Source organism: Alteromonas sp. CH_MED4-4 (assembly GCF_037029575.1).
GTDB lineage: Bacteria > Pseudomonadota > Gammaproteobacteria > Enterobacterales > Alteromonadaceae > Alteromonas > Alteromonas macleodii.
Genome location: NZ_JAYMEU010000034.1, coordinates 1 through 26,779 on the forward strand (window position 1 = coordinate 1; position 26,779 = coordinate 26,779).

At 40.2% G+C, this 26,779-nt stretch carries 22 protein-coding genes; 8 read left to right on the plus strand and 14 right to left on the minus strand.

Going from position 1 to position 26,779, the window contains the following annotated elements:
* Window positions 1-195: 195 nt before the first annotated feature.
* The gene (locus tag WA381_RS18105; RefSeq protein ID WP_226434503.1) at window positions 196-567 is read right to left on the minus strand and encodes a hypothetical protein; all 372 of its coding nucleotides are present in this window, start codon (window positions 565-567) and stop codon (window positions 196-198) included.
* 1,198 nt (window positions 568-1,765) lie between these two features.
* Here WA381_RS18105 and WA381_RS18110 point away from each other — a divergent pair.
* From WA381_RS18110 to WA381_RS18135, 6 genes are all read left to right on the plus strand, one after another.
* Window positions 1,766-2,122: a hypothetical protein gene (locus WA381_RS18110; RefSeq protein ID WP_231497909.1), complete on the plus strand. Its 357-nt coding sequence runs from the start codon at window positions 1,766-1,768 to the stop codon at window positions 2,120-2,122.
* 44 nt (window positions 2,123-2,166) lie between these two features.
* Entirely contained in the window at window positions 2,167-3,447 is a 1,281-nt protein-coding gene (locus WA381_RS18115; RefSeq protein WP_015066027.1) for a TolC family protein, read from the plus strand.
* Window positions 3,448-3,449: 2 nt separating this feature from the next.
* Window positions 3,450-4,631: an efflux RND transporter periplasmic adaptor subunit gene (locus WA381_RS18120; RefSeq protein ID WP_020742699.1), complete on the plus strand. Its 1,182-nt coding sequence runs from the start codon at window positions 3,450-3,452 to the stop codon at window positions 4,629-4,631.
* 15 nt (window positions 4,632-4,646) lie between these two features.
* Window positions 4,647-7,754, plus strand: coding sequence for an efflux RND transporter permease subunit (locus tag WA381_RS18125; protein WP_044445997.1), 3,108 nt, complete (start codon window positions 4,647-4,649; stop codon window positions 7,752-7,754).
* 43 nt (window positions 7,755-7,797) lie between these two features.
* Entirely contained in the window at window positions 7,798-8,676 is an 879-nt protein-coding gene (locus WA381_RS18130; protein ID WP_020742700.1) for a cation diffusion facilitator family transporter, read from the plus strand.
* 307 nt (window positions 8,677-8,983) lie between these two features.
* Window positions 8,984-9,202, plus strand: coding sequence for a DUF3955 domain-containing protein (locus tag WA381_RS18135; protein ID WP_226434510.1), 219 nt, complete (start codon window positions 8,984-8,986; stop codon window positions 9,200-9,202).
* A gap of 216 nt (window positions 9,203-9,418) precedes the next feature.
* Here WA381_RS18135 and WA381_RS18140 read toward each other — a convergent pair whose 3' ends face one another.
* From WA381_RS18140 to WA381_RS21030, 6 genes are all read right to left on the minus strand, one after another.
* Complete coding sequence (locus WA381_RS18140) at window positions 9,419-9,826, minus strand: diacylglycerol kinase (RefSeq protein WP_015066029.1); 408 nt, start codon at window positions 9,824-9,826, stop codon at window positions 9,419-9,421.
* Window positions 9,814-11,421, minus strand: coding sequence for a phosphoethanolamine transferase (locus WA381_RS18145; protein ID WP_020742701.1), 1,608 nt, complete (start codon window positions 11,419-11,421; stop codon window positions 9,814-9,816). The genes WA381_RS18140 and WA381_RS18145 overlap by 13 nt, the downstream gene beginning before the upstream one ends.
* A 122-nt stretch (window positions 11,422-11,543) precedes the next feature.
* Entirely contained in the window at window positions 11,544-13,286 is a 1,743-nt protein-coding gene (locus WA381_RS18150; protein ID WP_156085794.1) for an ArnT family glycosyltransferase, read from the minus strand.
* On the minus strand, window positions 13,261-13,977 hold the full coding sequence (locus WA381_RS18155) for a TVP38/TMEM64 family protein (protein WP_015066032.1): 717 nt from the start codon (window positions 13,975-13,977) through the stop codon (window positions 13,261-13,263). The genes WA381_RS18150 and WA381_RS18155 overlap by 26 nt, the downstream gene beginning before the upstream one ends.
* Window positions 13,978-14,712, minus strand: a complete 735-nt coding sequence (locus WA381_RS18160; RefSeq protein WP_015066033.1) for a glycosyltransferase family 2 protein — start codon at window positions 14,710-14,712, stop codon at window positions 13,978-13,980.
* 404 nt (window positions 14,713-15,116) lie between these two features.
* On the minus strand, window positions 15,117-15,410 hold the full coding sequence (locus tag WA381_RS21030; RefSeq protein WP_043961311.1) for an LNS2 domain-containing protein: 294 nt from the start codon (window positions 15,408-15,410) through the stop codon (window positions 15,117-15,119).
* Between the two features lie 196 nt (window positions 15,411-15,606).
* Between WA381_RS21030 and WA381_RS18165 the strand changes: the two genes are divergently transcribed.
* Both WA381_RS18165 and WA381_RS18170 read left to right on the plus strand, forming a co-directional pair.
* Entirely contained in the window at window positions 15,607-16,296 is a 690-nt protein-coding gene (locus WA381_RS18165) for a response regulator transcription factor (protein ID WP_041702971.1), read from the plus strand.
* Entirely contained in the window at window positions 16,280-17,719 is a 1,440-nt protein-coding gene (locus tag WA381_RS18170; protein ID WP_020742704.1) for a sensor histidine kinase, read from the plus strand. The genes WA381_RS18165 and WA381_RS18170 overlap by 17 nt, the downstream gene beginning before the upstream one ends.
* A 726-nt stretch (window positions 17,720-18,445) precedes the next feature.
* Here WA381_RS18170 and WA381_RS18175 read toward each other — a convergent pair.
* From WA381_RS18175 to WA381_RS18205, 7 genes are all read right to left on the minus strand, one after another.
* Complete coding sequence (locus tag WA381_RS18175) at window positions 18,446-18,805, minus strand: DUF6488 family protein (protein ID WP_020742705.1); 360 nt, start codon at window positions 18,803-18,805, stop codon at window positions 18,446-18,448.
* Window positions 18,806-18,822: 17 nt separating this feature from the next.
* Window positions 18,823-19,335 carry a hypothetical protein gene (locus WA381_RS18180; protein ID WP_012516819.1) on the minus strand — a complete coding sequence of 171 codons (513 nt, stop codon included), beginning with the start codon at window positions 19,333-19,335 and terminating at the stop codon, window positions 18,823-18,825.
* A gap of 20 nt (window positions 19,336-19,355) precedes the next feature.
* On the minus strand, window positions 19,356-20,054 hold the full coding sequence (locus WA381_RS18185) for a HupE/UreJ family protein (RefSeq protein WP_020742706.1): 699 nt from the start codon (window positions 20,052-20,054) through the stop codon (window positions 19,356-19,358).
* 4 nt (window positions 20,055-20,058) lie between these two features.
* Complete coding sequence (locus tag WA381_RS18190; RefSeq protein ID WP_020742707.1) at window positions 20,059-23,205, minus strand: efflux RND transporter permease subunit; 3,147 nt, start codon at window positions 23,203-23,205, stop codon at window positions 20,059-20,061.
* A gap of 12 nt (window positions 23,206-23,217) precedes the next feature.
* Window positions 23,218-24,456, minus strand: a complete 1,239-nt coding sequence (locus WA381_RS18195; protein ID WP_012516822.1) for an efflux RND transporter periplasmic adaptor subunit — start codon at window positions 24,454-24,456, stop codon at window positions 23,218-23,220.
* On the minus strand, window positions 24,453-25,742 hold the full coding sequence (locus tag WA381_RS18200; RefSeq protein ID WP_020742708.1) for a TolC family protein: 1,290 nt from the start codon (window positions 25,740-25,742) through the stop codon (window positions 24,453-24,455). Before WA381_RS18200 ends, WA381_RS18195 begins: the two co-directional genes overlap by 4 nt.
* An 87-nt stretch (window positions 25,743-25,829) precedes the next feature.
* Complete coding sequence (locus WA381_RS18205) at window positions 25,830-26,774, minus strand: M56 family metallopeptidase (RefSeq protein WP_012516824.1); 945 nt, start codon at window positions 26,772-26,774, stop codon at window positions 25,830-25,832.
* Window positions 26,775-26,779: the final 5 nt, after the last annotated feature.

Sequence of the window (26,779 nt, forward strand, 5' to 3'; positions counted from 1 at the left end):
TCGATTTCCCCGAAGATAGAGCCTCTAAACGGTATCGAATAAGAGCCTGTACCTCTCTTGAGCGCTTTATTTTCTTGGTTTTCTACAAAGTCAGAAATACTATTGTTTATTACTTCAAATATATTCAACGTCATGTCCTTATGATTTGCTTGCGTATTCTTTACAAAGCGACTTTTTAACTTTTTCGTAAGCTTTTTATGAACTAAAGATACGGTAATGCTTGTCTAGCTTCCAAGTGCATTGACTCGGTATTAGATTAAATTTATCACATACCAAGGTTTGAAGCTCAACGCTCTGTACCACTTTTCTGTCTGCATATATTTTAAAGAACTTTGAGTTTCCAGAGTAGATTATTCTACCCCTGCTGACTTCTTGATATTCAACAGCAATGAGCTCAGGAAAACACGGAAGGTATATTCTATGCTCTTCCCACTCTACTAAATGGCTAAAGTCACTGTCATAGAGTGAAAGGCTATCAGGCTCTGTACTATTCAAAGGCATTGCTTTAGCAAGTACAGTCGACTTGTAGACCCAAAAAATACCAATATGAGGCAGCTTAGTTTTCATCTTGTATATCTCCAACATGTTGACGTCACCCAACTGTCTTGACAGAGATTTACAACCCTTTAATTATTTTAAATTTGCTGCTGAAGTGAGCGCTATTCGCTTGCATGATATATCGTAGTCAAAAGAGGAAAGCTAACTTCTTATCTCTACTCGAATAGGTAACGTTAATGTGCATTAACATGAACTATTTAACATGAAAGTAACTCTGCTACGGTTCTAGATCAGAAAGAGAATTATCACAATTATTATAGTGCCCGTTCATAGATTTCAGTCATCTGTGGATCCTCTTCAGATTTTTAGGAAACCTCCTCTAAAGAAGCTTGCTATGCCAGGAATGAGTGGTTGTTAACAAACAAAGTATACTTCAGAATTCATACTCGAAGCGGTATTACTCTGCTAGAAACCTGATATTATTGGTCGTCAGATTGCTTTAGATATTAGTATTTTTCTTAGTCTACCTAACTGCTGAAAACATCATGCTGCGCAATCTAAAGATAAAACACGTAAGAGCAGTGATCCCCGTTGTGACGCGGGGATAGCAGATTAAAACATGAACTTGCCAAGGTCAAAAAATGATCGGCATTTTTACGCGAGGCGACAACGTTTTTAGCCAAAAAGTTACAGTAAGGTATCTAGCGATATCGAGTTTCCGATATGCCTTTCTACTAGTCTATTGTACCGTTTATTCGAAAATGGAGCCTTAGATGATTTGGTGAACTCAAAGAAGCGATGCGAACCACCTTCATGCTCATAAGCATAGCATCACGGTTATAGCATGAGCCAGATAATATTTACTTTGTTGTTCATTGATGCGCTCACTGTAAGGAGATCAGATAGCAATTGGAAAAGCTACCTCTTGGGTCAACGGTGATTTTATCTTTCAGTATTGGACTTGCTTTTACACTTGTTTTAGGGGGTATTACAGGTTTTGGTACGAGCGAGACGCAATAACTGTGACAGGCTTATTGAAAATGCATTTTGTATTCTCCTATTCCTTCGGTGTACTTATTTTACATTGCCGGATTATGTATGAGCAGGCTTCGCAGTAGATTTCTGTTTTTCTGACAAGATTTAGCAACTTAATTGAAATACATGGCTTTTTAATACAGAGTTCCTCTTGTGAATCAGAAAGCTGACCATTTAGGCATTGACTACAATCATATTTTAAGAGAACATAGATTGCCAATAGAGGAATCTTGTGTTGAAAACGAATTACCGCATTAGCAAAAATCTAAAAGTGGTCTTAGCCGCTTTTTTGTTGTGCGCACAATTTTTGTTGATTGTGACTGACGCGTTTTCTATTGAACAAGACCACTTGTTTAGCAATGAATTATGTACTGAAAATACATTAATCGAACTGTCCGATGCTTACGATTTAGATGCGGGAAGTGATTGTGACCATTGTTGTTCTTGTCATGGTCATTTTACACACATAGCTTTTTACTTTGATATTGAAAGCTCGTTTCTAAAAAAGTCTCCCAATTTAGTCTCAGTTTATAGTGAAGCTACACCTAATCGTTTCATTAACCAAATAGAGCGTCCTCCAAGAATTTAATCCCTGTCGTTTTTCGTTTTTTCAACTGACTAGGATTATATATCATGAAAATTTCACAGTTTCCTGTGCGCAAACTTACGCGCGCCGGGATATTGACTAGTGCATTGATGCTATCTCAAGCCAATGCATTGGCAGAACAAGTAACTTTAGATGATGCAGTTCAACTTACTCTCAACCGTCATCCAAGCTTGTTGAAATTCAGACCTCTTACTAGAGCTCTTGAGGGAGATCGCCAACAAGCTTTGCTTTCTCCAGCTTACACCGTAGGTGCTAATCTAGAAAATGTGATGGGCACAAGTTCTACTTCGGGAGTTCAAGCAGCAGAAGCAACCATCTCTCTATCTTCAGTGTATGAACTTGGTGGAAAGAAGAGTGCAAGAACACTGGTTGTGGATGCCAGAGCTGCCCTTTTAGATTCAGAGCAGTATTCAATGTCTCTCTCACTACTTGGTGGGCTCACTCAGCAGTATATTCGCGTTCTGGCACAACAGGAGCGTCTGCAAATAGCTGAGCGAAGTGTGAGCTTAGCTGAAGATGCTCTTACTGTGATCACTAATAGAATAAAAAGTGGTGCAACGAATGATGCTGAATTGTTCAGAGCTAAATCGGCTTTAAATCAAGCGAAATTAGAACTTGCGACAGCAAAGGTGAATAAAGAAATAGCCCTGCAATCTCTCACACTATTCTGGCAGGGCAATTATGAAGATATCACGCTTACTGGTTCTTTAAATTCACCCGCTAAAAATTATTCCTACGAAACACTTTTTAACCAATTCTTATCATCATCGAATGCGGATTTACTAATTAAGTCACTTGACCTGAAGGACGCTGAAATTCAGTTGGCTAAGTCTGATAATACCGCAGACCTATCTTGGTCTGTTGGTGTTAGAAGGAATCAGGGAGCTCAAGATACATCGTTAGTTTTTGGTGCCTCAATTCCACTATTTGCTGAGAAAAGGAATTCGGGTGCAGTCAAATCTGCAATTGCTAGTAAGGAGGCGGAGTTATTAGAGCGAGACACCAAGTATCTCGATGTAAAAGCGATTCTATTTAAAGCAACGAAAAGCATAAATTTTAGTTCACAGGCAGCATTGCACCTGGAAAAAGAAGTAATGCCAGATTTGAAAAGAGCATTGGAGCTGACCAAGGAGGGCTATCAAAAGGGAATTTACACTTATCAAGAATGGTTTGCTTCACGTGATGCACTTCTCCAATCTCAACGGAGTCTCATCAACTATCGCGAAGCCACCCTGCTCAATGAAGCACTTATCGAACAATGGACAGGGCAATCTCTGAAATCATTCACTTTCAATCTCCAGGATTAATTATGCTAAAGCAAATTTTATTTTTATTTCTTATCGGCACTGTGACATCTATCGCGACCGCAAGTGAAGATGTCACCAATTCAAATGACAACCAAAATATATTCCAGAAAGGTAACATCGAAATAGAAGTAAGTATCGATGAAAGCCCCGAGGGCTCTGTAATTATTGCCTCGACTTTTGAAGATGGGAAGCCATTTATCCCTGATTCCTTTTCTATAGAGCTACAGAAGTTAGGTTCAAGCTCAGAAAAATTTGAGTTTCAAACTTCAGAGGGGGTTTTGCGGTCAATAAAAGCTCTGTCTGAACCTCATTCTTTTAGGGCTACTATTTATCTGACTGACAAAAGACGAAAGTATTCCTGGGAGTGGGAAAACTTCGAGGGAAGAACACAGATCTCAAGAGCATTAACTGAAAAGTTTCAATTAGCAACCTCCGAAGTTCAGAGTGGGACCATTGAAAGACATATCGAATTGTTGGGTACTCTTGTAATTCCACCCAAGAACAAGGCTGAAGTTAATGCGCGGTTCTCGGGAGTTGTAGAAACTCTCGCTTCGGATGTTGGTGACAGCGTGAAGGCTGGCGATGTAATTGCAAAAATTCAATCAAATGACAGCTTACAAACCTACATCGTGAAAGCGCCAATTTCGGGTACGGTAGTAAGTCGAAATGTTAATGTTGGGCAGTTGGTTACCAGTGAAACGCTTTATAAAATAGTCGACGCTGAAACGCTTTGGGCAGAATTGAAAGTATTTCCATCCAAGAGGGATACAATAAAGCAGGGCTCTTATATCCACATAAAAAAAGGTTCCCGACAGCAAGATGCAAAGGTCAAATTTCTCATTCCGTCAGGTTCACTTGAACCTTATCAGATCGCAATTGTTGAAATCACTAATACCGAAGGAGAATTCTCCCCCGGCGATATGGTTACAGGTGTAGTTGATGCTCAGAAAGTCGATGTTTCGCTTCGCGTTGAGAATGAAGCTATCCAATCAATGGATGGTAACTCAGTTGTATTTTTAAACGATGGTAACACGTTTCAAGCTGTCCCTGTCGAGCTGGGTATAAAAGATGACAACTTCACTGAAGTAAAGCGTGGCTTAATCGCTGGTCAAATTTACGTATCAAAAAATAGCTTTCTGATAAAAGCGGATCTTGAAAAATCCGGTGCCTCTCACGCTCACTAATCCTGGAGACGATAAATGATTGATAATATTATTCGTCTTTCAGTAGAAAGACGCTTTTTGTTTCTTGTTCTTGCACTAATCTTAATTGGGATCGGCGTTTGGAGCTACCAGCGATTACCTATTGATGCTGTACCAGATATTACAAATGTACAGGTTCAGATTAACACCAAAGCTCCGGGGTACTCACCATTAGAAGCTGAACAACGAATAACATTTCCTGTCGAAACAGCACTATATGGCTTGCCTAACTTATCCTATACACGTTCTATATCGAGGTATGGTCTTTCACAGATTACTGTTATTTTCGAAGAAGGAACGGATATCTTTTTTGCCCGAAATTTAATCGACGAAAGACTTGCTAACCTTAAAAGTGTTTTACCTGATGGCCTTGAGCCAGAAATGGGGCCAATCGCAACAGGGCTTGGCGAAATTTTCGTATATACACTGGAAGGGAAAGATGGAGCAACGTTACCCGATGGCTCGCCGGTCACACCTATGGCTTTAAGAGAGGTACAAGATTGGATCATTCGACCACAGTTAGCCCAGGTTCCGGGAGTAGTAGAAGTAAACACTATTGGAGGTTATGACAAGCAATATCACGTCAATCCCGACCCTGTAAAAATGCTGGAGATGGGAGTCTCGCTTAAAGACATTTCTGAAGCACTATATTTAAACAATGATAATGCTGGAGCAGGCTATATTGAGAAAAATGGCGAGCAACTTCTTGTTCGCTCTCCAGGTCAATTGACAGGGATAAAGGATATCGAAAATGTCGTAGTAGGAAAAAAAGGATCTGTTCCTGTTCTAATAAAAGATATTGGAACTGTAGGCTTGGGTAAGCAGCTGAGGACCGGTGCCGCTACAAGAAATGGTAAAGAGACAGTGATGGGAACGGTCATGATGTTGCTGGGAGAAAACTCAAGGGAAGTTGCAGCTTTAACTGCCAGTAAATTAACTGAAATTCAAAGATCGTTACCAAGCTGGGTAGTTACTGAACCCGCCTATGATCGAACTACACTGGTCGACAAAGCGATAAACACTGTGCAGAAGAACCTGCTGGAAGGAGCATTACTCGTAATTGTCATATTATTTTTACTATTAGGCAATATTCGAGCGGCTCTTATTACGGCTGCGATCATACCTATTGCTATGATGATGACAATCACTGGAATGGTCCAGAGAGGTGTTTCGGCAAATCTGATGAGTTTGGGGGCTTTGGACTTTGGTCTGATTGTCGATGGCGCTGTCATCATTGTTGAAAACTGTATTAGGCGCTTATCTGAAGCCCAACAGCATCACGGCAGACTTCTTCAACTCAAGGAACGTCTAGAAGAAGTGAAAATAGCAACGATTGAAGTAATCAGGCCCAGCTTATTTGGAGTCGGGATCATAACCGCTGTTTATCTGCCTATTTTTACTTTAACAGGCGTAGAGGGAAAGATGTTTCATCCCATGGCAATAACAGTTGTTATCGCTCTTATTGCGGCAATGATTTTGTCACTGACGGTAGTGCCTGCAGCGATCGCAATTTTCATGGGGGGAAAAATCAGTGAAAAGGAGAGTTTTTTAATACGTTGGGTGAAACTGGCTTACGAACCAGCACTTAGGGCTATTCTTAAATTTAAAGCTGCTGCTCTTGGGGCTGCACTAGCGTTTGTTGTCTTCTGCGGATGGTTGGCAACAACACTTGGGTCTGAATTTATTCCTCAACTGGATGAAGGTGATGTCGCTTTACAGGCTTTACGCATAACGGGTACCGGTCTAAACCAATCAATTCAAATGCAAGAATTACTTGAAGATGCGCTGTTAGAAATTCCCGAGGTAGCGGTAGTCTTTGCGAAAATAGGTACACCAGAAGTCGCTACAGACCCAATGCCTCCTAATGTAGCCGATAGTTTTGTAATACTTAAACCTCGCTCAGAATGGCCTGATCCAGCTAAATCTAAATCGGATCTAGTGGCTGAAATTGAATCAGTCGCCTCAAAGCTTCCCGGTAATAACTATGAATTTACCCAACCAATTCAAATGAGATTTAATGAATTGATTTCCGGCGTAAGGGCTGATGTTGCAGTCAAGGTTTTCGGTGATGACTTAGAGCAATTGTTGGATTCTGCAAATAAGGTTGCTGAGATCGCTGAGTCGATACAAGGTGCCTCAGACACCCGAGTTGAGCAAGTTGCCGGCCTTCCTATGTTGTCCATATTACCAAAACGAGATGCTCTCGCAAGGTACGGTCTTAACGTAGCAGACATTCAAGCACTCGTTTCAACCAGCATAGGGGGTAAGGAATCAGGCATAATCTATGAAGGCGATCGTCGGTTTAAAATTGTAATCAGATTATCTGAAGAGTTGCGTACAAATATTGACAAGTTAGAGAGCTTACCTGTTCGTGTCGGCAATAGTTTTGTACCGCTTGAAGAGGTAGCCACTCTCGAGTTAAAGCCGGCGCCTGCACAGATCAGCCGAGAGAATGGAAAGCGCAGAGTTGTCGTAACGACTAACGTACGAGGAACCGACCTAGGAGGATTTGTCGTTGATTTACAAAAAAGACTTAAATCCGATTTAAAAATGAAGGAAGGATATTGGTTAGAGTTTGGTGGTACCTTTGAACAACTGGAATCCGCCAGCAAACGGCTGACTTTAGTCGTTCCGGTTACGCTTGCGTTAATAGTTGGCATACTCATTATGGCGTTTGGGTCTGTTAAAGACGCATTGATAATTTTCACTGGTGTACCACTAGCCTTGACTGGAGGAGTACTGGCACTCTGGATTAGAGATATGCCTCTTTCAATTTCTGCGGGAGTAGGCTTTATCGCTTTGTCCGGGGTCGCGGTTTTGAATGGACTAGTGATGGTCGCATTCATCAGACAACTCTGGCAGGAAAATGGTGATATTTATACTTCAGTAATTCGAGGGGCCATAATCCGGCTTCGACCTGTTTTGATGACTGCGTTAGTGGCCAGCTTAGGCTTTGTTCCCATGGCACTTAATACAGGAACAGGTGCTGAAGTACAAAGACCGCTCGCCACTGTAGTCATTGGGGGAATTATATCATCAACTTTATTGACATTATTTATTTTACCTGCGCTTTATCAGCTCGCACATAACAAACGCAACTCTTAATCAAATTTTACGCCCGGTATGTTCCGGGCGCACCGGAGCCTCTATGACTCATAATCATTCAAATAGCTCAAACAAAATTGGGTGGGCTTTTCTATTAAATTTCAGCTTCACAATTATTGAATTTATTGGCGGCTGGCTAACGAACAGCACTGCTATAATGGCAGATGCTGTTCATGATCTCGGCGATTCAGTTTCTATTGGAAGCGCCTGGTGTCTCAATAAGTTAGGAGAGAGAGAGGCCGATGAAAATTTCACATATGGGTACAAGCGACTCAGCCTGTTAGGGGCATTTATTAACGGAGCCGTACTTATCCTTGGCTCAATCTGGGTATTATCAGAAGCCATTCCTCGAGTATTAGACCCGGTCGTTCCAAATACAGAAGGCATGATATTACTTGCGATTCTAGGTGTCGCTGTAAACGGCTTTGCTGTGTATAAACTCCAGGGAGGAAATACCCTAAACGAGAGAGTGTTGAACTGGCATTTATTGGAGGACGTTTTAGGCTGGGTTGCTGTATTAATTATTGCCATAGTAATGCAATTTGTCGACTGGCCAATTTTAGACCCCCTACTTTCGATTGGCTTTACGCTTTTTATATTGTTTAATGTAATTCGAAACTTATTAGCAACCTTAAAATTATTTTTGCAAGGTGTTCCAGAGAAAAACTTATACAAACAAGTGTTAGATGAACTCCGGAGTGTTGATAGAGTTGAATATATCCATGACTTAAAAATTTGGTCACTTGACGGAGAACACAATGTTATTACTATACGCGTTGGCAGTGCCTTAAAGACAGTTGAAGAATACAAGTTATTGAAGCTTGATATTTATGATAGCTTGGCCATGTTTGACTTCAGTTACAGCACAGTTGAAATAGAGTTTACTGACGAGCATTCTGCAGTTAATGAGGAGGTGAGATGAAATTCCATCACTCATTAACAATGATAGTCGACAGTAATTCAAGTTTTAATTCTAAGCTAAAATTTTATTTGTGACACATTGTCTACAATCATGACTATAGATTTTCATTGAACTTTTTAGTTTGTTCCCCTCATGATTAAATTTTTTGTTAAACTGTAAGGAGAGTGTGATAGATAATAATGCGTAACTAAAGTGGTAAGAGGCAAGATTGAACACGTACCTTCGACATCAACGTTTCCTTCGTGCTCTTACGAGATGTTGAAAATAAAATATAGAGACATTAATGAAATTTATAAGTAACTATAAGATGAGCTTCTTATTTTTTATTAGTGGTATTTTGTGTTTAATCGCTTATAACATAAAAGGCTCGAGTATAGATGAAAATGGTTTTTTGGTTGAATCGTTTGGCTTCATTCCTATATTTTGGCTGTTTGAGCTGATGGCATCGCTGACTTTTGCTTTCACTTTCATTAAACTTAAAAAAATCAGCGAAAGTAAAAGCACGCGAAGAACTTTTTCTAACTGACAATTTTGCTTTGCGATTTGCTATGCAACTCCTGGCTAGTAATTGAAAACTGAACCTAAAGGTTGTTGGGTATTGCCTTTTAGTTATATCAGACTTTAACTTCTTATATTAAAGCTCGCTAATTATTGGCTTTCTATTCTTTTATACACATTGATGAATTTGCATAGTTGGACCCATGTCAGTGCGGTACCTCATCGGTGAGTCAACAGTCTCAAATCAAAAATATCTACACAATGTAGCTAACCACAACAGTGATGAAATTGCGATCGTCACTAAAACAGCCGCTGAGCCTAAATCTTTAGCTAAGCCTGACAGTGGGTGAATCTCTTTTCCAATACGGTCAATAGTTACTTCAATTGCAGTATTTATAATTTCAGCGAACAAAACGAAGAGTATGGAGGAAAGTAAAATCGCCTTTTCCATATAAGGAATTGACCAAAATGCAAGCACTCCCGCCGCTAAGATAAGTAAGATAAGTTCTTGCCGGAACGCTGACTCGTTTTTAACAAGCCATGATATAGCTCGAACTGAGTTTTTCATTGCTAATACAATACGCAACATGCCCTTTGGTTTGGCTTTAGGGTCGAAATGCATTTTTGATGTGGTTTCGTCTATGACTCGCATTTTCGTAAAATATCCTGAGTGGGTTGGTAGGTGCTGCTTTGCACATTAGTAAGACCAAGTAATGTGTCAAAAAGGTTGTCATGCGAATAAGGATGACTGGACAACGACCTTACGCAATCACTGTATTCAGGTTGGCTAAACTTGGAGGCCCAATAAACCATTGGTACATGAGTTTGCTCAACAGGCGCTAAATTATAAGGGAAACCGTGTAAATAAAGCCCTTTTTCTCCCAATGACTCACCATGATCCGATAGATAAAGCATCGACGAATTAGGAATAGTGGAAAGCTGTTCAATAATCTGGCCTAGCACGTAGTCTGTGTATGCAATAGTATTATCGTACGTATTTGTCAGCTCTGCCTCTTCACAATTTTGAATATCACTTCTGGGACAGTCTGGCACGAACTTAGCAAATTTCTCTGGGTATCTCCGGTAATAGGTAGGCCCGTGTGAGCCAATCATATGTAAGACTATAACTCTATGTTCTTTAGATGGTCTTGAAAGAGTTTCTCTTAAAAGGTCAATAAGTACCTCATCATAACAATAATCTCCATCGCACAACTTGGGAACTCTTGACGGGTTGAAGTCTATAGTCTCTACCCTCTTGCATACTCCTTTACAGCTACTGTTATTGTCAATCCATGTGACGTCAACACCTGCACGATGAATGATGTCTAAAACATTGTCCTGACTGTCTGCGATACGCGAATCATAATTTTCTCGTGAAAGTCTTGAGAACATACATGGCACAGAGACTGCGGTAGCAGTGCCGCAAGATGTCACCTTGCTAAAACTGATTGCACCTGCGTTCTGGATATTAGGCGTAGTACGCCTCGAATAGCCGTTGCTTGAAAACTTGTCAGCTCTGGCCGTTTCGCCAACCACAAACACTGTAGTAGACGGATGTATATCAGCATTCCCTTTTATGTAGGGACGCTTGTCTAATACTTTGTAGGGTAAAGGCGGATAGAAGTAAGTGTCCCGAAGGTACTTGTACCCTGAATCATAAAAGGCGTAGGGAATAATATACTTCGTTAGGTCTTTGTTATTTCTGCCGACAGCTGCATAGCTCTTAAAAAGGAACGTGGCTATAATTGCAATACCCAATAAAGCTAATAAGTTCAGCACTAGAAGGTGCTTGATTCGAGCCTTGAGCTTCCCATTTAATTCCAGGTTAAAAATCGCAAATACAGGGATTAATCCCAATATAGAGAAGAATAAAACAAGTGTCGAATTTAGATAGGAAAAAGCTTCACCAGAATTTGTTTCCATTACATTCTGTATCATGCTCTTATCGAAAATGACACCATAGGCCAAGGTGCCGTAAAGTAGTAGAGAACTTACAACGAAAGCAATTGCAACGGTGGTGCGCGGCAAAAATAGGGCACCAAAAAGACTTAGAAAAATAACATTAAAAAAGGTTAGCAAGAGCGGTACAGAGAGAAAAAATACCCACTCATTCAATGTTACAGGGGCTACAACTTCATAAACAGCAGACAGAAATGGTGCGTTGAATATTGCTGCGATAAATAGTGAAGAAACTAAAATGAACTGAGCTGATGTAGGATTAAAGTTTAGTGTTATTGGGAATTTCACAATAAGGCTCTCGTGTACTTCTTAGCACACAAGTTACCTGTCAAAACTTAAATGACGCTTAAGGAAAACTGTGGAATGAAAATTTTCGCACTATTTTTTCATTTTATGAAGATATGTATTTCTCACGTAACGGGCCTGTCTGGGATATAACTAAAGATCTCAGTCGTCGTTCTCGTAAGCGGACATTTTTCGGTTAATGCCTCGTGCGATAATAGAACCCAGTGGACGCGATGTGCATATCCTACAGACGTTGCCATTTCTTTTTTAAAACAATCATTACGTACGTGTTTTTCATCGACGAGGATATATCTTCCCTTGTCAGTCTTCTCCATCCACTGGTAGGCGGCAGATAATTGCTCATCAGTAGGGGTATGATAGCCAAAGTGGACGATGGGATAAGGCGAGAAGAGAATAAACTGTTCAGAAAAATCAACAAGTGCAATAGTTGCATCATGTTTGCCAATTTCTTTTTCAATATTTCCAAATACGCTTTTAGGGGTTTTTACATCTTCAAGTAAAGTGTAACCCCATGTAGCGTACATGCCCCAAAGAGTACACAAGAAATAAGGCCAGGCTTTCCAGTGCTTCCCTCTAGAAGTAATCACCGTAACCAGACACGTCAGTCCCCCCGTTACTAAAAAAAACATCCACGGAGAAAGCCCGAACTTTTCTTCTAATTTTAGGGCGAATGATGCTTCTACTATGCCGGAAAAACCAAACCCCAATAAGCCTACTGATAGTAAAAATACAACACCCCACAAAAGCCAGGAGAATACTTTTTTATTAACAACTGAATCAAAGTAAGGCGCAGAGATCAGTGCCAGCATCGGCAATGCGGGTAAGATGTACACCCCCCGTTTGCCAGGACTTACGCTGAAGAAAAGCAGGACAAGTACAATCCAACCCAACGGTAAGAGTATGCGGGCATCACCTTTTTTAATTGCGCTATACCAAAATGGGATGAGCCATGGAAGAGCGATGCTAATTGGCAGCCAAAATAATGGAATAACCTCAACGAGGTAATACCAGAATGGCTTTATGTGATGCCAGGAATCAGCATATCGAGTGACCGTTTGCCTAAAAAGAATGTTATCTCTATATAGAGCAAGTGATGTGTTGTGGCTATTTTCGACTAATATCAACATAGGTATAAACCATAGTGATATAGCCAGTAACATCACCACTGCACCCATTATCCACGGTAATACGGAGTTTTTAGTTTGCTTCTTAGCTATGTCCCGCTGAGGCCAAACGCGTCGATGTATCAAGTATGGTATCAGCATTAAGACTGGTAAAAATCCGACCCCTTTTGTGATGACGCCAATTCCCATGAAGAAAAAGGCGAGGTAATACCAACGCCATCGCCTTTCAACTAAGAAAAAGCGCAGAAGACCATAGCATCCTATTGTTATCCAGCAGCAGACCATTGCGTCTATTTGTGCAGACTTGGCCTGAAGCAAAAATTGAAAACTCAATAAAAGAAGTGACGTTGCGATCAGCGCTTCTTTTGTGCTCCACAGTCGTTTTGAGATGTCATACACCAAAAAAAGTGTGAGTAGGCTGCATAAAGCAGATGGGAGCAGAAAGGCAATCTTAATTGACCCGAATAGCGCAAAGAAAAAAGCGATAGACCACATAAACACAGGTGGTTTATCAGGATAAAACTCTTCCGCTCTGGCTGGAAAGAACCACTGACCTGTTTCAACCATTTCTTTTGCAACTTGTGCAAAACGAGGTTCGTCAGCAGGCCAGGGATCTCTTAACCCAATCCCGATAAATATCAACACGCTAGCCAGTACAAAAAGCCAGAAAGTATAATTTGGGTGCTTGTTCTTATGTTTAATGGCTAAGCTCGTCTGATTCATTGCTACATTTGCTGCTTTTTGTGAGTGAACGAAGAGTTTTATCGTCATTATGTTGACGACGATAAACCTTAAAAAGATATGCGCTTAGCAAGCTGGAAATCCCGAATAATAGGGCGCTTATGATTATTTTAAGTTCAGAGTTGACTAATACACCCTTACCCATCAATGCAAAAACCGCCATTTGAGGGATGTAGCCAATAGTAGACCCAAGAATAAAAGAGCGTCGTGGAATCTTTGAAACGCCAGCAAAAATGTTTGTGAGTAGATTATTTCCTACTGGCAACAGTCTAATGATAACGGACTTAAGAAAGGGAGAGCGAACTAGAAAATGGTCTAACTTGCGCACCCGCATTTCAAAGTGTTGAATAATAATCGGTCTAGCGAAAGATCGGGACACTGCCATAACTGTTGCACAGCTGAGGATAGCTGCTAATGTTGAATAGATGATACCTGCAGCAAATCCAAAGGCATACCCCCCCATAAATGCGACTAACTGGCGTGGAAGTCCGATAGAAAGTAAAAATACTGAGACGGCTAAAAATTTGGCTATCCCTGTCACTCCATTATTACGGGTATGCTTGTCTATCCATTCCTGATTAAATGCGTCAAATGAGGGAGAGACCGGAATCAAATGACTAAAAAACAGAATGGTAAGTACCAAAATGAAGAAACGAAGGAGACTGGAATTCAATTAGATACTCTCTTCATTTTCTAAGATGACATCATTAAGTTTATTACGTTTCTGAAGCCAATAAACTCCTGCCATATCAGTTAGTCCGACCCCAAGCCGCCCTAACATATTATATTTTGATTTTCCAAATTGCCTGTCTCTGTGATTCACCTCAACAACTTTAATGATCCCACCTTGTCGCCGGATCAGTGCTGGCAGAAAACGATGCATATGATCAAAATAGGGTAAATCGAGGAATGTTTGTTTTGGAAAGACCTTTAACCCACATCCGGTGTCAGGTGTATCATCATTAAGAAGTTTACTTCTTACAGAATTTGCTAGTTTTGACTGAAATCTTTTCCAAGCTGTATCCTTTCTGTTTTTACGGTGACCAGCAATGCAAAAGTGACTCCCTAACGGAAATTGAGAGGCCATAGTCAGGAGGTTTGGTATATCAGAGGGATCATTCTGCCCATCCGCATCAAGTGTTACTACAAGTTCTCCATCAGCATGGCTCACCCCTGTCCAAATAGCTGTACTTTGTCCCACCGAGTGCTTATGCCGTAGTACGTTAACTTTGTCAAAGCCACTCGCTTTCAGGTAAAGCAAATTCTCAAATGTCTTATCCGTACTTCCATCATCAACATAGATGACTTCGAAGTTTGCTACACCTGTTAACGCTCTATAAATTTCCTCAATTAAGGGTTTTAAATTTTCTTCTTCGTTTTTTGCTGGTATTACAACTGAAATTCGCACGTAGCCCTCTGTCAAAGCCCCAAGATCAAGCAAATTCTATTTTCGACAGGAAAACTCTAACAAACGAAACTTAAGATACGCTTATGAAGAGTCATTTAATTGAGGTAATAATGTTCTAATCGCTCAGGAAGGAAGAAAGAGGCTGGTTAAGGAGGGAACGCTATAGGAGTGTGTTTCGACCAGCTATCGTAGTACTTTCGCCACGGCCTTGGCTTGCACTTACAATCACCTTGTCATGTTATTGCAAATATTTTGTCCTGAGGAACGCTTGCGGCCAAATAAGCCACAAAGTCAGTGCTTGAATCGGCATAAGCAGCGAAAAGTTTCCAGCCAGACTCCTTGTAAGGCTTTAGAATATTTAGTTTAAACGTTTTAAAAGCTTTTTCGCTAAGCCATCGAATTAGCTACCTGAATATCTCTATCTGGGAGATGGTAACGGGATAAAAAAGTGGAATGTTGAACTGGAAGTATACATTTCGCGCAGTCAGATAGATAATTTTGAAGCCTTTATCAGCGTATGCTTGAACACGTTCAGACGCATTTTCTCTTTCAGAAAAAATGCAGGCGTTACAGGGGATCAATGTTCCATCGATGTCAAAAATGACAGCTTTGTCACTTTTACCATTGGGGGGAGAAATTTCTGTAGAGGTTATTGAGCACCCACAAAGTAGCAGCGCTGATATAAAATAAGCCTTCATCGTTAGTCACAAGACTGTTATTAATATGAACAAAATATCGAGATAAACTTAAGAGCTATTGAAGTAAATCAATCGATTTATGCTAAAAGAACCACGTATACGTAGGTTAACTATAAGCACCTTTTCAATAGCTTCTTCAGCAAATCCTAAGGTTGAGAAGGTATACTCAAATAACTTTAAAATTGACATTCAAATTATGAGAATACTTCTGATAGAAGACTCTTTATCATTGAGAAACAGTTTGAGCTTAGGCTTGGAAAAATTGGGCTATTCAGTCGATACTGCTGGCACTGGCTCTGAGGGATTGAGTATGGCGTTGCTTGGTAGCTACGAAATAATCATCCTTGATATGATGCTACCTGAGTTGGACGGTATGACTATTCTTAAAACGTTACGAAAAAGACATTTAGAAACAAAGGTTATCATCTTATCTGCGCGATCTGAGTCTGAAGACAAGGTAGCGGGGCTATTGGCAGGTGCTGACGACTACCTTTCTAAGCCGTTCTCGTTTGACGAATTGACTGCTAGACTACTTAGCTTGATGAGGAGAGGTGCGGTAAATTGTCTCAATGACCAAGTTACTATCAACAGTTTGACACTCAATATCCAGTTTAAAACGCTTTCATACAATAATGGCATTATCAACCTGACCCCGAATGAGTACAAAATTGTTGAATGTATTTTTCTCAATAGACACAAGATAGTTACCTCAGAAATGCTGAGTGAATTTATTTCTGGAAGCTATGACCATATCTCAAAAAATGCTATTGAAGCTCACCTTTCCTCAGCAAGGAAAAAAGTAAGAAAAAGCGGCGCGTCTCTACCCATTACAAGTAAACGTGGTTTTGGTTACAGAGTTATAGAAGCTAATGAAATCAATACGTAAAACATTAACACGAAGACTTTCTATTATTATTTCACTGTTAGTCATTGCCGTTTTACTTGCAGCAGATATTGGCGTTGATTCCTGGGTCGAACAAGAATTCAACCAGGCTATGAAGGCAAAGGTAGGTGTGCTTCAGAGCTTGGTAAATGAAGATGTCGAGGGTGTGGAATTCGAATTTGCAGGTGAGTATTTGCCTGAGTTTGAAGGGACATCTTCCCCCGAGTATTTTCAACTTTGGTACAAAGATTCAACGTTTGAAAAATCAGATACTCTGGCGCTTTATACCATCAATGAATTGCCTTTCAGCAGCATTGGCCTGGATGAATATTCTTTCCAGGATATTACTCTGCCCGATGGCCGTACGGGTCGGGTAATTTACACTCGATATATACCTCAGATTGATTCTGAAGACAGAGCTGGATTTTATCGCGTCATGGGCAAGGGTAACGATACTCGCCCGTCAATGGTTATCGCGTACGCAACATCTACAGAATTGTTAAATTTCACGTTGTGGTTTATCGATGGTGCTTTTCTATTTGCATTAATTATCGTGCCGTTAGTTGTTCGATTTACAGTGCGTAACACTGTGGCTTATGCTCTGGCACCCTTGGATGCCTTAAATGCCAAGATAAAAGGACTACGATTTACCACTAGACAAAAACACGAAGCTTTTCAAAATAATGTCGAGGAATTGGAACCCATTACCCAAAGTTTGAATCACTTTTTTGAAGATAATTATTCGCTTTACCTGCGTGAGAAGAGGTTGACTTCGGATATCGCACACGAGCTAAAAACACCAGTCTCTGAATTAATAAATATGACTGAAGTAGCAATTAAGTTTCCAGGAGAAATAAGATTAGAAAAAGATTTTAAGCCACGTGTTTTGCAAATAGGCACAAGAATGAAAAATATTATTTCTGGCCTTATGTTAATCCAAAAATATAGTTTTAAGACCCTAGAGCTAACTGATGAGATAGATATCCACAAATTAGTATCTCAACTTATTCAGATCAAAGAAGCAAGAAATGTTAAGGTAGAGATTAGCTCCAATTTTCAGTTAAGCGTCAAGAGCAATCGCGTTGGAGTAGAATCGATAATAAGTAATCTGATAGATAACGCTATCGAACACGGAAAAACTGATACAGAAATACTTGTGAACTTAGGTGTAAATAGTTCTAGTAATGTTTACCTCAGAGTGACAAATAAGGTGGGGACAGAGGTTAATGAGGATGATCTAAAGCATATGTTTGAACCGCTTTGGCAAAAAGATGCTTCTAGAACATCTGAAGATAACTTTGGGCTAGGTCTTTCTATAGTAAATGCATTGTGCGACGCTGTATGTGCAGAAGTTTCTGTAACCAAAACCACCGAAGAAGACATATCGTTTTTGTTGACTTTTAAAAATGAAACTATTGGTCCGTAATCTTAGGCAGGCTTAAGTTACTGTAACCTTAGCCTTAATAACACTCCTGAAAAGAGAGACTGCGACTTAGCAAGAGAATAAAAATAGGGTAATGAAACTTAACCTAGCTTTCGAATTTGGTATGTGGTGGAGATCAAAAAAGTTTTCGGCCACCTGTTCCTTGTCACGGATAATTGCTGCTGGAACAAGTCAATGCTTCCATTCAACTCATTGGGCGTACAACGATAAAATGACTTTACGATTTTTTTGCAGAGTTCTACCAAGAAACTGTTGAAAAACACTTGCTGACAATAGGTTATCTTAATATAGATTAACGTTACTATTATCTAATAATAGATTTTTCAATATCTTTTATTTGAAGGCGTGTACGTATTTCCATTAGCGTATAAGAAGCAAAAAGTTCAAACGAAAATTTGTCTAATATAATCTAGTCGATTGATATCAAGCGTTACGTTACTCTAACAGCTTGCGTATCAGTCTGATTTAACTTTTTAAAGTAATGCTTACCAACTATTCAAATAGTTTAATTTTACTCGTAAATCTACACCTTCTTTAATACCTATCCTTAGATACAAAAAAAGCGAACAAGAGATTGCTTTTTACTTCTTTGTCCAAGAAGATTGAGGGTATGGCTAAGCAAGCGTTTCAGAACCAAAAGCACGGTTGGGGCTGACTTTATGATTCTGAAAATCTCTTGTTCGAAACTTAAATTCTCATTAATCGAAGTTAATGAGAATGGCCATGACCTTTGTCAAATGAGGTTGCCTTTTCAACATTGAGGACTTTCCCTTTTTTGCTAATGCTAAAGAAAAGAGTTTCACCGTTCTCAGAGTTTGTCGCTTTAACTATATATTCTCTCTCTGTCGCTTCAACTAATTCGAAATCTCCCTGTGCGACCTTATTCCATGAAGTGTCCAGCTTCCCTACAGACATTCCATTGTTTTTAAAAGTAAGTGTTTTAGCCGTTGTCTGGGCAGCTTGGATGACCTCCATAACACTTACCTCGCCATGCGCTCCTCCATGTGCGAAAGCATTAGAAGAAGCTAAAAGCGCAGATGCAATTGTTAATACTTTTATGTGTTTCATTCTGTGATTCCTCATTTTTACTTTAAACCTTCAACGATGTATTCACCGCTGAAAATTAGTTGAACATCAATATCTTTGTCTGTGTTGTTTTTCCAATACCAGCCATGTGACCCGTTAAAAGGAACAACAAAACTCCCTTTCATACTTTCAACAGTAGCGACAGTGTATGACTTAAAATAGCCAGTATTATCACCATCTGGTTCACCATGAAGATCGACATATAGCTCGCCATTACTTGTTTGCCATTCATAAGTGACCTGCTGGCTCTCCATCATGCTGAGCTTATACTCGATACCTTTACCTGCTGGAACAGTAACGACCACTGTATCTTGGTCACCGTCTGTACTTGTCTTAGCAGATGGAGATTCTCCGTCCTGATTAAATACTGTTAGACCGAGCTTCTTTCCGACACCAGTAGGGTCAATGTCATACTCAGCAGGTAAAATAAATAACACTAGAGTCACTACTGCTACTGACAATGCAATTACAGTCGCTTTTATCAGTGCTCGATTTGTTTGATTAGATTCCATAAATATATTTCTCATAAGATTTAGCTAACAAAATACCCTGTTAGTTGCATGCCAACTAACATAAAACCACCACTCATCAAGACTGTGTTCGTTGCCGCAGAAAAACGGTCGAAACTCTCGAATTGACGCCAAAAATTAATTAACAGAAGAATAAAAATAAGAGCCATAAACTGACCAATTTCTACTCCAATATTAAAGGAGAGCAGATTTAGCGCTAGCCCATCTTCAGGTAAGTGAAACTCTTGGATCTTTGTTGCTAATCCGAAGCCATGAAACAAGCCAAAAATAAGTACAGCTTTCTTAGGGTCGGGTTGTTTACCAAAGAAGTGGGTGAATCCTCCGAGGTTATCAAACCCTTTATAAACCACTGATAAACCGATAATTGCATCAATCAGGTATGCATTAACCTGGATATTAGCTAGGACTCCAGTCATTAGAGTTAAACTGTGACCTATCGTGAACATACTTACGTAGAGCAAGACGTCTTTACTATTTCTCAGAAAAAACAGCACTCCCACTAGAAACAGCAAATGGTCATAACCCGTAACCATATGTTTAGCTCCGATATACAGAAAAGGAATTATCTGGATACCAGTGTTGTTTTCTAAGAAGTTACGTGTACTGTCGTCTACACCGTGTGCAAAGGCTTCAAACGAAGCCATTGCACACAGAGATAGAAGAAGGTACACCAAATGCGTTAGCTTTAATTTACCTAACATTTATTTACCCTTCGCTTTTCATTAATGAATTCCCAGAAATGTGCTCTTCAGACTTGTCGTTCGAATGTAAAATTCGAAATAGTGCGGGTAAGACGAAAAGCGTTAAGATTGTTGAAGAAATTACACCTCCTATTACAACGGTTGCCAATGGTCTTTGAACTTCAGAGCCGATTCCTGTGTTTAATGCCATTGGAATAAAACCTAGCGAAGCTACGAGAGCTGTAGTGATAACAGGTCTTAACCTCGTTACTGCTCCTTCGATAATTGCACTTTCGAGCAATTGGTTCCTCGAAATTAAATCTCGAATAAACGAAACAAGCACTAATCCGTTCAGAATTGCTATACCAGATAACGCTATAAAGCCGACTGCCGCAGATATTGAAAAAGGGATGCCTCGAAGGTACAGAGCAAAGATCCCCCCTGTAAGTGCTAATGGAACCCCTGAAAAAATAATGAGCGAGTCTTTTATCGAACCTAGTGCTAAGAATAAAAGTAAAACAATAAGAACAAGTGTGACTGGCACCACAATGCTTAAACGCTCAGACGCAGACTGTAGCTTTTGATAAGTACCACCATATTCAATCCAGTAACTGGCAGGTAATTTAACTTTAGATTTAATCGCTGCCTGTATATCTTGAACAAAGCTACCTAAATCTCGACCACGCACGTTGGCAGTAACAACGACTCTGCGCTTTCCGTTTTCGCGGTTGACTTGATTAGCTCCTAAAATAACTTCCATATCAGCAAGCTCTTTTAGAGGTATATGCTCACCATTTGGTAAGGAGATAGGCAAATTAGACAGCGAATTTACATCTTGGCGCTTTTCCTCAGGAAGACGCGCTACAATATCGAAACGTTTATCGCCTTCGTAAAATTTTCCTGCGACTTGCCCCCCCATAGACACAGCTACTTGTGTTTGAAAGTCTTCAAGGCTAAGCCCGTATAATGCGAGCTTTTCTCTGTGCGGTAGAAAAGTGAGTACTGGAAGACCTTTAGTTTGCTCTACCTGCACATCACGTATACCTTCAACATCCTGAATTGCCGTTTCGATTTCTTTCCCGAGTTCAGCCAAAGTATCAAAATCATCACCAAATACTTTTATTGCAAGCTCTGCTCTAACTCCAGCAAGCAACTCATTAAATCGCATCTGTATTGGTTGGAGAAATTCATACCTATTGCCTGGCACAGGTGTAACTAGTTCTTCTAATTCAGCAACTAGCTGTTCTTTAGTCTTATTAGGGTTAGGCCATTCGCTTCTAGGCTTAATAATTATAAAATTATCAGCAACGCTAGGAGGAACTGCATCTGTAGCTACATTCGCGGTACCTATTTTTGCAAATACGCGCTCTACTTCGGGTAACGCTTTTATTCTCTCTTCAAGTACTTTCTGCATCGCAATAGATTGCGATAGTGAAGTACCAGGAATTCTCAGCGCATGCATCGCGATGTCGCCCTCATCAAGGTTTGGCACAAACTCACTGCCGAGCCGCATCCCCATAAATGAAGCCAGCACAACTAATGAGAATGCAACTATAATGACCAGCCATCTCGCCTTTAAAATAACCTTCAGAGCAGGCCTATAAAGTGATACTGAGGTATTGATAATGATGTTTTCTTTCTCAGTTACCTTGCCTTTGAAAGTTAGCGCAATAGCAGCAGGGATAAATGTAATTGAAAGTACCATCGCGCTAACAAGAGCTATTACTACCGTTATTGCCATTGGGTGAAACATCTTTCCCTCAACACCTGATAGCGCAAATATAGGTAAGTAGACTGCGGTTATTATGAAAACCCCGAATAAAGCAGGTCGAATGACCTCTCGTGTCGCATCGTAAACTAAGGATAAACGTTGTTTGGCGTTAAGCTCGCCTTTTTGAGTGGCATGAGAAAGTCTCCTCAAACAATTCTCAACGATAATGATAGCCCCGTCGACTAACAATCCAAAATCGAGTGCACCTAAGCTCATCAGATTCGCTGTTGTTCGTGTTTGAATCATTCCCGTTACAGTCATAAGCATGGCGAAAGGAATAACTAAAGCTGTCAAAAATGCGGCTCTTATGTTGCCTAATAGTAAGAACAGAACAACAATGACCAAAATAGCCCCTTCAGTAAGGTTCATTTCGACCGTATCTAATGTTGTATTGACTAGTTTTGTTCGATCGTAGACAGCGTTTACGACTATTCCTTCGGGAAGTGACGCGCTAATTTCTTTTATTCGTTCACCAACACCTCTCGCGACCTTTTGGCTGTTCTCGCCTATCAACATAAAGACTGTACTCAGCACGACCTCTCGACCATTCTGTGTTGCAGCCCCAGATCTTAGCTCCTTACCTTCTTTTACTTCCGCGACGTCTTTTACTCGAACAATCTTGCCAAGGTCTGTAGGCAAAGGAATCTCAGAAATTTGTTTAAGCGTTTCCACTTGTCCAGGCAGTCGAATTAACCATTGAGCACCATTTTTCTCAATAAAACCTGCACCTTTATTTGAATTATGCTTTCCTACTGCATTTATGACATCTTGCTGAGTTAAACCGAATAACAATAATTTATCGGGGTTCAGTGCAATAAGGATCTCGCGCTCAAATCCTCCAATTGGGTTGACTTCAACAACGCCTTCTACTTGCATCAATTGTGGACGAATTACCCAATCATGAACTGTTCTTAAGTCTGTCGGGGAAATTGGACGACCATCTTCATTGGTTGTCCCTTCCTTAGCGTCAACCGTGAACATGAATATTTCACCAAGTCCCGTAGAAATTGGCCCCAACTCAGGCTCCAGTCCTGAGGGAAGTTCAGATTTTGCAGCGTTAATACGTTCATTGACTAATTGCCTAGCAAAATAGATATCAGTGTCATCATTAAAGATCGCAACTACTTGTGATAATCCATAGCGAGATACAGAACGCGTATAAGACAGGTTTGGAACTCCTGACAATGCGGTTTCAAGAGGAAACGTGATACGTTGCTCTACCTCCAGTGGGGTATACCCAAGTGCCTCTGTATTTATTACAACCTGCACATTGGTAATGTCTGGTACAGCATCAATTGGCAGCTTTTGGAAGTTCCAAAGGCCAAGCATCGCTACCGCGAAAACAAAAACGAGAATTAGCTTACTTCTCTCGATTGAAAATTTTAAAATAGCATCTAACATTCAAGGAGTTCCTTAGTGGTCGTGAGACGCGCCCGACTTCTCAATATCAGCCTTTATTATGTAGCTGTTGAGAGTGACATATTCTGTTCCAGAGGGAATGCCGTTTAGTACTTCAACCCATCCCTCTGCTTTTCGGCCGAGCTCAAGCATCCGAACTTCGTATTGATCACCAAACTTTCCATAGACCACCGTGAAATCTCTAAAAGCCTGAAGGGATTCCTCTTTCACAGCTCTTTCAACGGTGAATGAGTCAAAGAGAATTTGGGCTGTTATAAACTGTCCTGGTGAGTAAAAGCCGTCATTATTATTTACAATGGCGCGATAGACTTTTGCTTGCGAGCCGTTAACGGCATAAAGGCTGTCAAAAATTTTAGTGCTTATCGTCTTATCGTGACCCGGAACTTGTATATCGACGGGAGCATCTAACAATTTCTTGTTTTGGTCTTCTGGATATACGTTCAGCTCTGCTATTAATTGCGAGGTATCAGTAATAGCGACTAGTTTCTTGTCTCCCGATTGTTCGCCTACCCCAATATCCTGAAATGTAATTAGGCCATCAATCGGCGATTTAACTTGATAACTTTGCAAGCTTTCGCTTGATTGGATAGTGAAAAGAGTCTGCCCTTTCTTTACTGCTTGACCTAAAATGACATCAACAGAAGTTATTTCGCCTGGATAACGCGCAGATATATTCCTCACTGCATTGGGGGGTAAAACTAACTGGCCATATACTTTCAACCGCGCGTTAAGTTTTTTACTCGATACGAAATCGGTTTTAATGTCCATAGCCTTTGCTAGTGAATCATCTATTTTTGTCCTTCCTTCATAGTTATCGTAAGACCATTCGTATGTTTTGCCTTGGTAATTGGCAGTAAGTGAAACTAAAAAAGAGTGAGGTTCATAGATAACCATGTCACCGCGCAGATAATTGCCCTCAACATAAAAATCTATGTCATCGATGCCATCTCCCAAACGCGTGAGTTTTACGTTCACTTCAATGTCTTCAGCTGATATTCGCTGTCCTGCATAACTAGCGTATACACGAAATTCGGGAGGGGTGTCGGTTTCATAAATCGCCAGCTCGATAGCAAGGTCACCCTGTCTCAATACTCGACCATTATTAGGGCCTTTCTCTACTTCTTCTTGAGTAATTTCTTTAGCTGACTCAGCAACAGCTAGGTTACTGATTGCGGATAAGCTAATGCCAATATGGGCAAATGCTATTAAGGTAAATAATTTGCGAAGTTTCATAGTGCTCTCTCATTCTTGGATACCGAAGTACCCGTTAATCTCTCTAATTCAATGTTAAATAGTTGAATGTTGGTATAGGCATCGATTAGGCTCTTCTGCGCATTTAACAGTTCTTTCTGGACCGCAAAGAGGTCCGTATATGAGTAACTTCCGATGTTGTATGCTCGACTAGCTTGCTCATTTGCTTGCTCTAACATCGGAATGGAACTGTTTGATAATTTTTGGATTACATGGAGGCTGTGCTTTAATTTGTGAGTCAACAACAGAGCATCAGTGGAAATACTTTGAAGTAAGGCATCAGATTCAGCAGCACTTTGGCTCTGCTTTGCACGCAAAGACGTGATTAATCCTTTATTACGACCTTCGCCTCCAATAGGTATTGATATCCCAGCTACAAATGCAAAGTCGTCAATTACTTCGTTTCGTCTAATGCCTGTCGACACTTCCCAAGCGGGTGACTCCTCTACTACTGCCAAATCAATTTCAGATTCAATTTCTTGTTGCTGTAGTATGTAGCGTTGGATTTTCGGGTTTTCCTTCAATCTTTTCAAAACTTCATCTAACTCAGAAATTGAAGGAATATTTGTAAGCGTTCCAGTTACTGAAAAGTTTGTAGTACCCTTCCACTGCGCCGCTAATGCAGATTTTGTTGCTGCAATCTCATGAACAAGATCTTCTACTTCTAGCTCGTACAAAGATAGCGAAGCGCGAGCGCGGAGTTCATCGATAGCGTTAGCTTTTGCTGCTTTTACACGACCTTCTACATTGTCCAAGAGATCTTTCGCTTGGTCTTCTGCAATCTTCGCCAACTTTAAGTTCTCTTTTTGAGCCAATAAGGTTATATACAATCGTGCTGTATTTGCTGCGATATCAACGGCTTTAACCTCTTGATCAATTGTAGTTGCGTCAGCTTTCGATGAAGCTAGATTGACCCTAGACTCGATAATGTCATTTTCAAGTAACCATGAAATGCTCAATGTTGCTTGCAATCCAGATACCCCTGAGTTGTTACCAGAGCCCAAGAAATCCTCGAGTTGCGCATTAACTACTTTAGGCGTGCCAACCTCAGCTTGAGTAATAAGAGCTTTTGCAGCCTCTGATTTATGTGTGAATACATGTAATTCAGGATGTTGTTGCAGGGATAGACTAATTGCATCATTCAATGTGAGTATTTCTTGTGCATTAACACCAACAGACATCCCACTGATGGACATGCTTATAAGCATACCACTCACAAAATACCGATTGATGATCGGTTTTTTGCTTAATTTTTTTCCAAAAAACATAAATAAAATCCTTATGAAAGCTTTTTAAAAGCCTTCGACTAAGTTTGAAAATAAAAACCGTTCACCGATCGGTTTTTAGAATAAATTTTAATGGCTAAACACCGTTTCAATAAGATGATGAACACCGTCTAAAGAAGTCATACATAGAAAAAATAATGCAATGGCAAAAGAGAACGCTACAGTCTTATTGATAGGTGACAACTGCAACCTACCCAAGAGGAAATAGATGCGTTGCTCAAGGACATCTGCTCCGAAATTTACAACTAAAGCGCTTGATTTAAGTATGTCCTCTTGCGCATTAAGCTTTGCAACTTTAATTAAAGTGCTTGCAACGAATATCCGGTCAATTCCTTCTTCTAATACAGCATTGTCTGCATCTTGTTCCATAGCCAACACCATCTGTAGAGTTAGTAATCTTGCTACTGGTGCAAAATAAAATGAGACCAAAATACTAAAAAGCCACTTTTTCAGGGGATCATTATTTACAACATGCGCTCTTTCGTGCTTTAAAATGACATCAAGTTCTTCGGGAGTAACCTCATTCAAAAGCCCTGTAGTTATGAAGCATTTCTTGCTCCGTATTCCAGAGGTAAACGCTGCAAATTTAGGTATCTCAACTTCATATACCCCCCGGCTTAAGTTTTTTGAGAGGCAAGTTAGCAAGCTCACCTCCTGTCTATGAAGCCATAGCTGTCTCGTCTTTGAAGTCAATACAAACATCATGTAAGAGAGCAGGAGTATTATTGTAACTGCATGCCAACTAAACCAGTTGAAATCTGATATATGATGCCAATGAGCATATTGTTTAGTTTCAAATATGCTTGAGTAGACATATATATCAAGTAAGTAAAGACAGACTAAAATGCTCATTATCCATGGCATTGAAACACAAAACCAAAGCAGAGCTTTCCTTGGTTTTAACTGAACAGATGTTAACTTTTGTCCTAGTAAAGATACGCCAATAGACACAACCAAATTAGTTATTGCGAATGCAATAGTAAAAATTGCTAGCAGGTTGAAGAATATTGTCATTATTT

What these genes read in the sequence shown, in the direction of transcription:
- WA381_RS18105 (WP_226434503.1), bottom strand. Translation starts at nt 567, where the DNA reads ATGAAAACTAAGCTGCCTCATATTGGTATTTTTTGGGTCTACAAGTCG.
- WA381_RS18115 (WP_015066027.1), top strand. Translation starts at nt 2,167, where the DNA reads ATGAAAATTTCACAGTTTCCTGTGCGCAAACTTACGCGCGCCGGGATA.
- WA381_RS18120 (WP_020742699.1), top strand. Translation starts at nt 3,450, where the DNA reads ATGCTAAAGCAAATTTTATTTTTATTTCTTATCGGCACTGTGACATCT.
- WA381_RS18125 (WP_044445997.1), top strand. Translation starts at nt 4,647, where the DNA reads ATGATTGATAATATTATTCGTCTTTCAGTAGAAAGACGCTTTTTGTTT.
- WA381_RS18130 (WP_020742700.1), top strand. Translation starts at nt 7,798, where the DNA reads ATGACTCATAATCATTCAAATAGCTCAAACAAAATTGGGTGGGCTTTT.
- WA381_RS18135 (WP_226434510.1), top strand. Translation starts at nt 8,984, where the DNA reads ATGAGCTTCTTATTTTTTATTAGTGGTATTTTGTGTTTAATCGCTTAT.
- WA381_RS18140 (WP_015066029.1), bottom strand. Translation starts at nt 9,826, where the DNA reads ATGCGAGTCATAGACGAAACCACATCAAAAATGCATTTCGACCCTAAA.
- WA381_RS18150 (WP_156085794.1), bottom strand. Translation starts at nt 13,286, where the DNA reads ATGAATCAGACGAGCTTAGCCATTAAACATAAGAACAAGCACCCAAAT.
- WA381_RS21030 (WP_043961311.1), bottom strand. Translation starts at nt 15,410, where the DNA reads ATGAAGGCTTATTTTATATCAGCGCTGCTACTTTGTGGGTGCTCAATA.
- WA381_RS18165 (WP_041702971.1), top strand. Translation starts at nt 15,607, where the DNA reads ATGAGAATACTTCTGATAGAAGACTCTTTATCATTGAGAAACAGTTTG.
- WA381_RS18170 (WP_020742704.1), top strand. Translation starts at nt 16,280, where the DNA reads ATGAAATCAATACGTAAAACATTAACACGAAGACTTTCTATTATTATT.
- WA381_RS18175 (WP_020742705.1), bottom strand. Translation starts at nt 18,805, where the DNA reads ATGAAACACATAAAAGTATTAACAATTGCATCTGCGCTTTTAGCTTCT.
- WA381_RS18180 (WP_012516819.1), bottom strand. Translation starts at nt 19,335, where the DNA reads ATGGAATCTAATCAAACAAATCGAGCACTGATAAAAGCGACTGTAATT.
- WA381_RS18185 (WP_020742706.1), bottom strand. Translation starts at nt 20,054, where the DNA reads ATGTTAGGTAAATTAAAGCTAACGCATTTGGTGTACCTTCTTCTATCT.
- WA381_RS18190 (WP_020742707.1), bottom strand. Translation starts at nt 23,205, where the DNA reads ATGTTAGATGCTATTTTAAAATTTTCAATCGAGAGAAGTAAGCTAATT.
- WA381_RS18195 (WP_012516822.1), bottom strand. Translation starts at nt 24,456, where the DNA reads ATGAAACTTCGCAAATTATTTACCTTAATAGCATTTGCCCATATTGGC.
- WA381_RS18200 (WP_020742708.1), bottom strand. Translation starts at nt 25,742, where the DNA reads ATGTTTTTTGGAAAAAAATTAAGCAAAAAACCGATCATCAATCGGTAT.
- WA381_RS18205 (WP_012516824.1), bottom strand. Translation starts at nt 26,774, where the DNA reads ATGACAATATTCTTCAACCTGCTAGCAATTTTTACTATTGCATTCGCA.